General features: G+C 48.9%; 10 protein-coding genes, 6 tRNA genes and 1 riboswitch. Of the genes, 15 read left to right on the forward strand and 1 reads right to left on the reverse strand.

Annotated elements, in window-relative coordinates; genetic code table 11:
• The first annotated feature begins 373 nt into the window (after positions 1–373).
• The 7 genes from DW817_RS09935 to DW817_RS09965 all read left to right on the forward strand — a co-directional run bounded on the left by DW817_RS09935 (position 374) and on the right by DW817_RS09965 (position 5917).
• Positions 374–448 (forward strand) — tRNA-Asn (locus tag DW817_RS09935).
• A gap of 72 nt (positions 449–520) precedes the next feature.
• Positions 521–1333, forward strand: a complete 813-nt coding sequence (locus DW817_RS09940; protein WP_021736938.1) for a nitroreductase family protein — start codon at positions 521–523, stop codon at positions 1331–1333.
• A 29-nt stretch (positions 1334–1362) separates the two neighbouring features.
• Positions 1363–1815 (forward strand): Asp23/Gls24 family envelope stress response protein, encoded by a 453-nt coding sequence (locus DW817_RS09945; RefSeq protein ID WP_009014803.1) that lies wholly within the window; start codon positions 1363–1365, stop codon positions 1813–1815.
• A 327-nt stretch (positions 1816–2142) separates the two neighbouring features.
• Entirely contained in the window at positions 2143–3117 is a 975-nt protein-coding gene (locus DW817_RS09950; protein ID WP_120112340.1) for a ketopantoate reductase family protein, read from the forward strand.
• A gap of 20 nt (positions 3118–3137) precedes the next feature.
• Positions 3138–3416 (forward strand): hypothetical protein, encoded by a 279-nt coding sequence (locus tag DW817_RS09955; RefSeq protein ID WP_009014801.1) that lies wholly within the window; start codon positions 3138–3140, stop codon positions 3414–3416.
• 138 nt (positions 3417–3554) lie between these two features.
• Positions 3555–3657, forward strand: a riboswitch (SAM riboswitch).
• Between the two features lie 82 nt (positions 3658–3739).
• Positions 3740–4564 carry a MetQ/NlpA family ABC transporter substrate-binding protein gene (locus DW817_RS09960; RefSeq protein ID WP_014128335.1) on the forward strand — a complete coding sequence of 275 codons (825 nt, stop codon included), beginning with the start codon at positions 3740–3742 and terminating at the stop codon, positions 4562–4564.
• A gap of 21 nt (positions 4565–4585) precedes the next feature.
• Positions 4586–5917, forward strand: a complete 1332-nt coding sequence (locus DW817_RS09965) for a M20/M25/M40 family metallo-hydrolase (RefSeq protein WP_021736989.1) — start codon at positions 4586–4588, stop codon at positions 5915–5917.
• Between the two features lie 118 nt (positions 5918–6035).
• Here DW817_RS09965 and DW817_RS09970 read toward each other — a convergent pair whose 3' ends face one another.
• Positions 6036–7484: an APC family permease gene (locus DW817_RS09970; protein ID WP_021736991.1), complete on the reverse strand. Its 1449-nt coding sequence runs from the start codon at positions 7482–7484 to the stop codon at positions 6036–6038.
• Between the two features lie 304 nt (positions 7485–7788).
• On the opposite strand from DW817_RS09970, the gene DW817_RS09975 reads away from it, so the two are divergent.
• The 8 genes from DW817_RS09975 to DW817_RS10005 all read left to right on the forward strand — a co-directional run bounded on the left by DW817_RS09975 (position 7789) and on the right by DW817_RS10005 (position 10733).
• The gene (locus DW817_RS09975; RefSeq protein ID WP_014128336.1) at positions 7789–9069 is read left to right on the forward strand and encodes a M18 family aminopeptidase; all 1281 of its coding nucleotides are present in this window, start codon (positions 7789–7791) and stop codon (positions 9067–9069) included.
• Positions 9070–9087: 18 nt separating this feature from the next.
• Positions 9088–10047, forward strand: coding sequence for a C-terminal binding protein (locus DW817_RS09980; protein WP_009014796.1), 960 nt, complete (start codon positions 9088–9090; stop codon positions 10045–10047).
• A 14-nt stretch (positions 10048–10061) separates the two neighbouring features.
• A complete protein-coding gene (locus tag DW817_RS10645; protein WP_014128337.1) occupies positions 10062–10223 on the forward strand; it encodes a hypothetical protein in 162 nt (53 codons plus the stop codon).
• A gap of 77 nt (positions 10224–10300) precedes the next feature.
• Positions 10301–10377, forward strand: a tRNA-Asp gene (locus DW817_RS09985).
• A 2-nt stretch (positions 10378–10379) separates the two neighbouring features.
• A tRNA-Phe gene (locus DW817_RS09990) sits at positions 10380–10455 on the forward strand.
• 8 nt (positions 10456–10463) lie between these two features.
• Positions 10464–10538, forward strand: a tRNA-Gly gene (locus DW817_RS09995).
• Between the two features lie 7 nt (positions 10539–10545).
• Positions 10546–10619 (forward strand) — tRNA-Cys (locus DW817_RS10000).
• Positions 10620–10644: 25 nt separating this feature from the next.
• Positions 10645–10733 (forward strand) — tRNA-Leu (locus DW817_RS10005).
• The last annotated feature ends 110 nt before the right edge of the window (positions 10734–10843 follow it).

A 10843-nucleotide genomic window follows, 5' to 3' on the forward strand; every position in this document is an offset into this window, starting at 1 on the left:
TTATTATATGTAATTGACATAATTAATGAAACATAAGCTACATAAACTAAGAAAATTAAAAGATATTTAATAATAATAATTTTATGATTTAATTTTATCTCATTTTTAAGTAAAAAGAAAGTCGTTTTGTCTGAATTCATATAATCAATATTATATGAGTGCAAAATAATATAAAGATATAATAAAATTAACAATACATAGTAAGGGTTAAAATGATAAAAGCCTTATATTCTATCATTTTCTCCAGAGGCCTTGACTTCCTGGGGTTAACGGATGAGGTGCGAGTTCCTACGGCACTGCCCAAAAAAGAATTTGCAAAAAGGCTTGACAAGAAAGCCCCAATCCCTTATACTAAACAACGTTGATAAGACATTCCCCGATAGCTCAATGGTAGAGCACTCGACTGTTAATCGAGTTGTTGTAAGTTCGAGTCTTACTCGGGGAGCCAATTAAAGAATAGGCCGGACGGTTGTCCGGCTTTTTTTGGATATGTACTGAAAAAGTTTTGAGGTGTGTATAGGTGGCAGGAATAATCACAATCGATAAAGAAAAATGTACGCGGTGCGGCACGTGCGCAAAGGTCTGCCCGAGTTGTATCCTGGAAATGGATACCGAAGGCCCGGTCTGTATCAATGACCTGTCCTGTATGTCCTGCGGTCACTGCGTCGCTGTGTGCCCCACGGGGGCCCTTGACAATTCCCGCTGCCCGAAGGCTGAGATGAATCCCATCACCCGTCCCATGCTGGACCCGGATACGGCGCTGGAATTTCTCCGTCAACGCCGGAGCATCCGGAATTTTCGCGATGAATTGGTACCGGAAGAAAAGATCCGTCAGCTTCTTGAAGCAGCCCGGTTTGCTCCGACGGCTGCCAATTCCCAGGGCATGTATTACCTTGTTATTCAGGATCGGGACCTGATCAAGAAAATTACGGACTGTGTGGCTGACTGGATGCAGGAACAGATTGACAATAAATCCCCACAAAAGCGGTATTTCATAAAAGTCCTTCATGTGTACCGTGAACGAGGCATTGATATCATCGGACGCAACGCCCGTCAGCTCATCTTTGTTTTGGCTCGCCGCCTTAATGTGACAGGCCCCAGCAACAGTGAGCAGTCCCTTGCTTATGCGGAATTGTACGCACCGACCTTGGGACTTGGCACGACCATCATGGGCTTTATTGAAACCTGCCTTCGGGCCGATTATGCGCCGCTGCGGGAACTGCTCCAGATTCCAACAAAACAAGTGGGGGTTGGCTGCCTGCTCGTAGGCTATCCGCGCTATCGCTATCATAAACTTGTAGATCGTCAGCATCTGAAAGTGGAATTTCGCTGAAAGATGCGCAGCCAAAAGGAGGGATTTTGATGATCCAAGGAAAAACCATCATCAGTGACGAAGTGTTTGTCGATATTGTTCGTGCTGCTGCCCAGGACCTTGGGCATGTGACCCTCTCGTTAAATGAAGGTAGCTCCCTTTTTTCCCTGGCTAAACGGGTTACGGACAAGATGGTTCCCCAAATTTCCGTCCGTAAAAGTGATACCACCGTTGACGAAAACGGGACCGTTACGAAGGGTCATGTCAGTTTTGAACTAAAAGTGGCTGTTGAATATGGATCCAATATCCCCGAAGTCGTGGAAAACCTGCGTCAGGCCATTGTAAAAGAAGTGGCTGCCCTTACCGATTTTTATGTTGATTCTGTTGATGTAGTGGTCGCCCGCTTGGTGAACATCCAGAAAGAAGCGGCCCCCCTTGTAACAGAACAAGAAAAAGCTGCTGTTCCGGAAGCAGAAAAAGAATCCCCTGCAGCACAAGAATAAAAAATGGATCTCCATCTGATTGCATGAGTTCAGATGGAGACTTTTTTATGCATAGACCACTTTGTCCCCTGTCCAATTGGTCTTAGCCTGCTTTTTTAAGGGTGACAGCAGTCTATTTGATGGTCGTTTAGGTTGCCCCATGGCAAGCGCGGGAAATTTCCGTTCAGAATATCTGGAAAAAGAAAAATTCACCGTAATGTTGACTGGGTATAGGGGACTGTCCTTTTCTTTTTTCCCTATCTTTCTGTATAATGAGGATAAGAGATGAATCCATTGCGGCGGACCCCCTCATCGGTGTCCCCCTTATCGATCAAAGGAGACTGACCTATGGAAATCAAGAAAGTGGCACTGATTGGAGCTGGCGCCATTGGAAGTTATCTTATCTGGGGGCTTAGCAGGCTGGCTGACCTATCTTTTACTGTCATCGCGGATGGACAGCGGGGAGAAAGGCTTCGTGAAAAAGGACTTGTCATCAATGGGGAGCCTTTCCGCCCCATGGTACAAGGAGCGGAAGAAACGGGCCCTGTAGACCTTATTTTTGTGACCGTCAAATATGGGGCGCTTTCTGCCATTTTACCGGCCGTAACCGCTCTTACCGATTCGCGTACCATGATCATAAGCCTCATGAATGGGGTGGACAGTGAGGCCGTTTTGGAAGCGGCCGTAGGAAAAGGTCATATTGTCCCGGCTCTTCTTCGTATTGCTTCCCATCGGGAGCGAGGAAAAGAGGGAATCGATCAAGTGACTTTCAAGGAACCTCAAGGTATCCGGGGACTTTACTATGGAAAACCTGCGCCCCTGTCACAACGGGATGAGGTACAGCTTGAAGCCCTGAAGGCCTTTTTCGCACGGACTCCGCTCTTGACCCATATGAGCCGCACCATCGAAAGTGATATTTGGGCCAAGTTCCTCTTCAATATTGGCCAAAATATCCCTCAAGCGATTGTAGGCTGCGGAACCGGGGCCTATGCTGATTCCGAACACGTGCGTTTTTTGAAGGAACGGCTTGAAGAAGAGGTTGTCCTCGTGGCAAAAGCCAAGGGAATCAGTCTTCATACGGCTATCCTGGAACCGGGGAAAAATGGCAAGGGTGCGGGCTATACCAAGAGCGAGAGCCCTGCCGTGCGCCATTCTACGCTGCAGGATCTGGATCACCACCGCCATACAGAAATTGATATGCTGTGCGGCCGTATGGTGGAAATGGGAGAAGCCCTTGGCATCCCCACGCCCTATAATGCTTTTGCCTACCATGTAATCAAGGCGCTGGAAGAAAAAAATGACGGTTTATTTGATTATGAATAGGGGGAAGGGAGACGCGTGTCATGGGACTTTTTGTTAGAGAAAAACTCATCTATAAGGAACGTGGCAAAAAAGAGGAATGGAAAAGAGCCCAAGCCCTTCTTAAAGAGGCGGGCCTGAAGCTTTCCGTAACGGAGCTTCCCGGTGAGGCCCCCATCTGCGGCTGCGGAGCCAAGCTTGATATCCGGGATTTTGGTCCCCAAGGCAAGATCGACCGCAATTTCTACTATATCGATGTGCCTGAAAAAGACTATGAAAAGGCAAGGACCCTGCTGATGGAGGCAGGGTTTTCCGCACAATAATCCTCTTTTTACAGAAAAACTTCGATGCTGTTGTATCAAAACATACAAAAAGAGAGAAAAAATAAGAAATTATACTACGGAAATAGGAATTTCTTGACAATTGTTCGTCAAAAATGTAAACTCATACCCGTTAACAACCCTTCATCGAGAGCAGCAGAGGGATTTGGCCCTATGAAGCTGCGGCAACCCCCGAATGGGAAGGTGCTAATTCCAACAGGCCATGCGGCTTGGCAGATGAGCGTTCAAACGAAGGTCAGCGTCATCTGTATAGATGGCGCTTTTTTACTGCTTGTCGATGGAGAGGAAAAAAGGAGAGATGCACAATGAACCTCAAAAAACTGACGGCAGGGACTCTGGCGGTCTTTGCAGCGGCTGCACTCCTAGCTGGGTGCGGCGGCGAAAAGAAGACGGAAAAGGCGCCGGAAGAAAAGAAAAAGATCGTTGTAGGCATTACGCCGGGTTACTCGGAAGAAATCATGGAGTTTGTCAAGGACGAAGCCAAAAAACAGGGCCTTGATGTGGAGCTGAAGGTCTTTTCTGATTATGTAACACCGGACCAGGCACTTGCCCAAAAGGAAATCGACCTGAACTCTTTTCAGCATGGTCCTTTCCTTGATGCCTTCAACAAGAAAAACGGCACGAAGCTGGTCTCCATTGGCAAGACCTACTTGGCTCCTTTGAAACTATATTCGACCAAGATCAAGGATATCAAGGAACTGAAAGATGGCGATAAGATTGCGATTCCAAATGACCCTTCAAATGGCGGCCGTGCCATCCTGATGCTGAGCAAGCTTGGCCTTATCAAAGTCAAAGACGGCGTCAAGGCCTCCGATCTGACGGTCAACGACATTACGGACAATCCGAAACACCTGCAGATCCTTGAACTGGAAGCGGCCCAGCTGCCGCGCAGCCTGGATGATACGGCAGCGTCTGTCATCAATGCCGGCTACGCCAATTCAGCCAAACTTGACCCGAACCTTGCTATTGCCAAGGAAGACAATACGAGTCCTTATGTCAATATCATTGCTGCCCGTGAAGAAGATAAGGATAATCCCACCTATGTGAAATTTGTCAAGATCTTCCAAACAGATGCCGTTAAGAACTATATCAACGAAAAAGCCAAAGGAGCCCTTGTTCCTGCGTGGTAATCATTGAAAGGAGCTGCCAAGATGACCGTACCAACAAAAGAAATCCTTGCCGACCATCTTTCCCAAATGATCCAAATGAAGACGGTCTCAAATTCCGACGTTAACAAAGTCGATTGGTCTGAATTTGAAAAACTCCACAAGCTCTTTGAAACGCTTTATCCCCATGTCTATGAAGTGATGGAAGTGGACCGCGTGGGCCGGGCTGGTCTCCAGTTTCATTATCATCCCAAGGAGACCGCAAAAAAGCCGCTTCTTCTCATGAGCCATCAGGATGTGGTGGAGATTGGGGACCGCAGCCAATGGAGTCATGATCCGTTTTCAGGTCTTCTCCTTGATGGCTCGGTCTATGGCCGGGGCACGACGGACTGCAAACATTTGGTCCTTAGTGAATTGGAAGCCTTGGAATCCCTTTTTGCCGAAGGCTTCCGGCCTGATTACGACCTCTACCTGTCTTTGGGCTACAGTGAGGAAGTGTATCTTGAAAATGATGTGGACGGAGCCCAGCGCCTCGTGGACCATTTAGCGGAAAAGGGTGTCCATATTGGTACCATCCTTGATGAAGGGGGCGGACTTTTCCCGGAAGCTGGCGGCCGTCTTGCCGCTCATATCGGTCTTGGCGAAAAAGCGGCCGTCAACTACGAAATCTACTGTGACCGCAAGGGCGGGCATTCGAGCAAGCCAGGCAATGGCACGGCCCTGGGCGCTGTCGCAAAGGCGGTGGTTGCCATTGAAGCCCATCCGTTTCCCTATCGCTTGACGCCGCTTGTAGAAGCACAGCTCGCAGCGACGGCTCCCTTAAAGGAAGAACCGGTACGCAGCATTTACGCTGATCCGAAAGGGCATTTTGAAGCCCTCTGTACTCTTGCGCAGGAAGATCCTGCCCTTGATGCCATGCTTCATACGACGGTAGCGTTTACCATGGCCCAGGCAAGTACCCAGCCTAATGTACTGCCCAGTCATGCCGCTGTGGGACTTAGTGTCCGCATCCTGCAGGGCGATACAGTGGAATCGGTCGAAAGACGTCTCCAAGGGTTCCTGCCGGAAGGCGTCAAGATCCGCCATATTTCTGGCAAGGATCCTGTACCTGCCTCGACGCCTGACAGCGATTCCTATCGTCTTCTTACAAAGATCCTTCATGCCGTCTATGGCAATGAACTCCTTGCCATTCCATTTCTCATGCTGGGAGCTACGGATACGCGCTACTATAAGCCTATAACCGATACGGTCCTTTTATTTACGGGCCATGTCCATGATAATCGGTGGGGTGCTGCCCATCAGGTCAATGAACACATTCCTGTGGACGCCCTGCCGGCGAGCGTGGAATTCTTCCGTTCCTTCCTGCTGGCCTATTGATGTAATACAAAAAGGGACTGAGAAAAATGCAATCTTCATTTTTCTCAGTCCCTTTTTTAGTTGCTGATTGGAAGGAAAGCGTCCCTATGGGATGCTTTCCTTGGTTCCCCCGTAAAAGTTATTGTGCCCGTCTTTCCCGTTCCTTTTTGGCAAGGTAGGGGAGGATGACGCCAATGCCAAAAAGTACAAGGGGAGTCAAGATGTTCAGGGTAAATTGGAAGGTCCAGGCCGGAGAATAGGCTGCCACGCCGCGAGGGAACATGCCCATGAAGCAGGCATAGGCCGTAAAGAAGAAGCACCAAGCGCCGGCCATTTTTCCAAGGGCTGCGCTTTTGACAAAATGATAGTCAGATTGGAAGCGATCCTGATTTTTTTTGAGCATCATATAAGCATAAAAGACCCAGAGGTAACGCAGGGGCATGCATACGGCATTTAGACGCATGAGCCAGTTGTAGAGACTTGTCATATCGCCAATACCGAGGGCGGGCACGATGATGAGGATGCCCACAAGCAGCGCAGTCAGTTGATAGCCTGTAACAGGAACTCCACGGCTGTTGATTTTGCGGAAGCGTTCAGGAACGAACTTTTCATCAACGTCAGCAAGGAGGATCTTGATGGGCGCGTCGATGGAAACGGCTAAGGTTGAAGCTTGTCCAATGAGGGTGCAGAGAGCAAAAATAACGACAAAGGTTTGACCGACGCCGTAGTATTCGCCAAGTTTTGCAAAGCAGTAATAGGAACCATTCATCATGAGGTCCTTGGGAACATTCTGGGGGTCAAACATGAGCCCCATGGCAAAGGTGCCCAAAATAGCCGTGACACAGACCATGATGGTCATGAAAATCATGGAACGAGGATATTCACGGCTTGGGTTCTTGAGGTTATTGATGTAAGGGGAAAGACGCTCGCAGCCGCCAACAGCAAAGACGAGGATGGCAAGGGTTGTCATATAGTCAAAGTCGAAGGTGGGCATGAGGGTTTCCATATCAAGGCGATAGGTAAAGGTCTTGGCTTCTGTAATATAGGGAGCCGCGAGGGCCAGAAGGATGTAAAGAAAGGACATGATGACCTTTGTGGACCCTGCCAGGGCGCCAATGTGCTTCAAGGAGCGGATGCCCCGAGAGGCATACCATAAAAAGAAGAAAAAGAGGATGAGAGCAATGGATTGAAGCACCAAGGGCGACATCATTTTTGTCAGCGATCCATTGCGAAAAATGGCCCAGCCCAAGGCAACGAGCATACTTTGTGGTTTTTGTGCTAAGTAGGGCATGTGGCAGATCCAGTAGGTCCAGCCAGCAAAATAAGCCAATTTAGCGCTCGACGTGGACCGAATCCAAGAAGAGACGCCGCCTTGGCTGTCTTTGAAGGTAGACCCCATTTCACCGACCATGAGTGTGTAGGGAATGAAGTAGATGGTGAACATGATGATCCAACTGACGACGGCCTTGAGTCCCTGATTGGCGTAGCCATTGACGATGTTGCCAAAGCCCCAGACTGAGGAAAAGGTCATGAGACCTAGGGCTTGCCAGGTAAGGATTTTGTTCTTGCTGGATGTGGGTTGATTCATTGCGAATACCTCCTAGTGGAATGAGAGTAGAAATGGGGGAACCATATGAAATTACACTCATCTTAACAGAAAATTTTGCAAATTGCTACAAGAAAAGTCAATTCGTGATGATGGGGGTCCTCTAACGAAGATAGGTCCAGCGGCTTCTTAAATAAAGTCGGGAACTGAGTAATTCTAATGCAGAAAGACGGTTCTGCGCTGCGTAAATCACTAAACCCTATTGAGGAAACTCCGTAAATCAAGTACACTGTAACAAGAGACATTGTGCCAGAAATCAATGCAAGAACCAAGGAGGAAATTTCCCATGAAACAAACCATCAAATCCCTACTTTCTTTCATCAAGACCAGCCCGTCTCCCTATCATACGGTCCTTTCCAGCAAGGCTATTCTTGAAAAATCAGGCTTTACGGAACTTAAGGAAGAAAAGGATTGGAAGCTGAAACCCAATGGCAAATATTTTGTCACCGTTTTTGATTCCTGTCTCCTTGCGTTCAGAACAGGGAAAAAAGGAACGCGGGGCCTAAAGCTTGCGGCGGCCCATACGGATTTTCCCTCTTTTCGTCTGAAACCTGCCCCCGAAGTACGGACCCATGGGTATGGCACGCTCAATATTGAAGGCTATGGCGGTATGATTGTGAGCACCTGGATGGATCGGCCCCTTTCCCTTGCCGGTAAGATCGTGACACGGACAGAAGATCCCTTCCAGCCAAAGACCCATTTTGTTGATTTTGGACGGCCCCTTCTTACCATGGCCAGTCTTGCCATCCACATGAATCGGGAAGTGAATGATGGTTATAAATGGAATAAGCAAAAGGATATCCTACCCCTTGCAGCCCTTATCGGGGAAGACGAAAAAGAGAGCGCGTTCTTTGAAAAGTTCCTTGCAAAAGAGCTCGGATGCTGTGAAAAGGATATTCTTTCCTTTGATCTTTCGGCTTACCCGACAGAAGATGGCTGTACCTTTGGGTTACATGATGATTTTGTGTCATCTCCGCGTCTGGATAACCTCACAAGCTGCAAGGCATGCCTCGAAGGCATTGTAAATGGCAAAGCAGAAGAGGGTGTCGCCCTCATCGGTCTTTTTGACAACGAAGAGGTAGGGAGCACGACTAAGCAGGGGGCCAATTCCCTTGTCCTTCATAATACCCTGCACCGTATCTATAAAACTCTTGACCTTACGGAAGAGGCTCTTTTTGAGGATATGGCAAAGGGGTTTATGCTGAGCATTGATGTGGCCCACGCTTTCCATCCTAATTATGTTGATAAATGTGATATCACAAATCGGCCCGTCCTTGGCAGGGGATTGGCTCTCAAACAGGCATGCAGTCAGTCCTATGCAGGTGATGCGGAGGCGGTTGCCGTGATTAAGGGACTTTGTGATAGAAAAAATATTCCTTACCAACTTTATGTCAACCGCAGTGATATCAAAGGCGGCAGCACCCTTGGTTCCATGGCTTCTGCCATTACACCGATCCGCACCATGGACCTTGGCGTGGCGCTCCTTGCCATGCATTCGGCCCGTGAAACAATGGGTGCCAGCGATCAGAAGGCATTGGAAGATTTAGTCACGGAATTTTTTGCATAAGAAAGGAGGGCGGCGGTCATGGTCATTTGGATCATCGATGAGGAATGGAATGCGTACGATGTGGAGATATCCCTTCTTACAAAAGCCTTTCCCGGCGTTATGTTCCGCCGCTCTTGCTATGATTTTTGGCATGACCTTGAGGAATTTGGCAGCACAGTGGATGGGCTCCTTGCTCAGGTAAACGTACCCCTTGGTGACGAGGTCTTTAGCAAGATGCCCCGCCTTAAAGCCATTTCCCTCTATGGAACGGGCTATGAAGCCGTGGACCTTGACGCTGCCCAAAAGCGAGGTATTGGCGTGCGCAATGTGACCGCTTACTCATCTGAGGATATTGCAGAATATGTCATCATGGGCACGCTTTTTCTTGTGCGCCGCCTGCCTTTGTTCCTCAAGCACAATGAAAAGTCCCCGTGGGGCGTGCGCGCCATTCCCGCCCTACCGCACCGCCTTTCAGGTCTTACCCTCGCCATTGCGGGATATGGTCATATTGGGCGCAGGACAGCCCTAAAGGCCAAAGCCATGGGCATGACCGTCCTAGCCTATAATCGCAGCGATAAAAGTAAACAGATGCAGGAAGACGGCGTCATTCCCGTGACCTTGGAAGAGGCCTTTATTAACGGTGACCTTGTGAGCCTTCATCTGGCGGCGTCACCGGATACCCGGCATATTGTCGATGCGCGCGTCCTGTCCCTTATGAAAAAAGGCAGTTATCTCATCAATACAAGCCGGGGGAGTCTTCTGGATGAAAAGGCCCTTGCCGGGGCTGTAAAGAAAGGAACGATTGCAGGCGCGCTCCTTGATGTGGTGGAAAACGAACCTTTTACTGCCGAAAGTCCCCTTTATGGTGTGCCTCAGATTATCGTAACGCCCCATATTTCCTATGCAACGGAAGAATCCTTCGTAAAGCTCAAACAGGAGGCGGCAGAAAACCTTGTGGCATTGATGAAAGGGGATCGGAGGGGAAGGCTAACGATGTAAAAAAGGAGACCGGGATGAAACGAATGATTATGGCCCTGATTTTTTTGAGCCTCCTCGTGAGCACCTTTGTGGCAGGATGCGGCATTGATCAGCGCAAACGGGACGGTAGGACTGGCGCGTCGCCTGTGAAAGTCGTACCGCTGCCATACGAGGAAGGGCCTTTCCCTGCTTTTTGAAAAAAATAAAAAAGTTTGTTGACACATTAGGCGTTTTACTGTATACTAAACAAGTCAGTTGCGAAAGACACTGATACGGCCCAGTAGTTCAGTTGGTTAGAATGCCGCCCTGTCACGGCGGAGATCGTCGGTTCGAGTCCGTCCTGGGTCGCCAATGCCTCGGTAGCTCAGTTGGTAGAGCAAGGGACTGAAAATCCCTGTGTCCGCAGTTCGATTCTGCGCTGAGGCACCACTTTTTATGCGGAAGTAGCTCAGTGGTAGAGCATCACCTTGCCAAGGTGGGGGTCGCGAGTTCGAATCTCGTTTTCCGCTCCAAATTGTTGGCGACATAGCCAAGCGGTAAGGCAGAGGTCTGCAAAACCTTTATCCCCAGTTCGATTCTGGGTGTCGCCTCCAATTTTTTTAATGGATGTTCAAATCTGCCGAGGTGGCGGAACTGGCAGACGCAAGGGACTTAAAATCCCTCGGAGAGTAATCTCCGTACCGGTTCGATTCCGGTCCCCGGCACCATTTTTTATACGGAATATTGAGTCATCGCTTGGGCGATGTCTTTTTTTATGCCCAAAATTGGGTTCTTTGTCAAATTTTGGGGTGCTAAAGTGTCTATGCACTCCTGGAGA

Source organism: Acidaminococcus sp. AM33-14BH, from assembly GCF_003603525.1.
Classification (GTDB): Bacteria; Bacillota; Negativicutes; order Acidaminococcales; family Acidaminococcaceae; genus Acidaminococcus; species Acidaminococcus intestini.

What these genes read in the sequence shown, in the direction of transcription:
- DW817_RS09945 (WP_009014803.1), top strand. Translation starts at nt 1,363, where the DNA reads ATGATCCAAGGAAAAACCATCATCAGTGACGAAGTGTTTGTCGATATT.
- DW817_RS09950 (WP_120112340.1), top strand. Translation starts at nt 2,143, where the DNA reads ATGGAAATCAAGAAAGTGGCACTGATTGGAGCTGGCGCCATTGGAAGT.
- DW817_RS09955 (WP_009014801.1), top strand. Translation starts at nt 3,138, where the DNA reads ATGGGACTTTTTGTTAGAGAAAAACTCATCTATAAGGAACGTGGCAAA.
- DW817_RS09960 (WP_014128335.1), top strand. Translation starts at nt 3,740, where the DNA reads ATGAACCTCAAAAAACTGACGGCAGGGACTCTGGCGGTCTTTGCAGCG.
- DW817_RS09965 (WP_021736989.1), top strand. Translation starts at nt 4,586, where the DNA reads ATGACCGTACCAACAAAAGAAATCCTTGCCGACCATCTTTCCCAAATG.
- DW817_RS09970 (WP_021736991.1), bottom strand. Translation starts at nt 7,484, where the DNA reads ATGAATCAACCCACATCCAGCAAGAACAAAATCCTTACCTGGCAAGCC.
- DW817_RS09975 (WP_014128336.1), top strand. Translation starts at nt 7,789, where the DNA reads ATGAAACAAACCATCAAATCCCTACTTTCTTTCATCAAGACCAGCCCG.
- DW817_RS09980 (WP_009014796.1), top strand. Translation starts at nt 9,088, where the DNA reads ATGGTCATTTGGATCATCGATGAGGAATGGAATGCGTACGATGTGGAG.
- DW817_RS10645 (WP_014128337.1), top strand. Translation starts at nt 10,062, where the DNA reads ATGAAACGAATGATTATGGCCCTGATTTTTTTGAGCCTCCTCGTGAGC.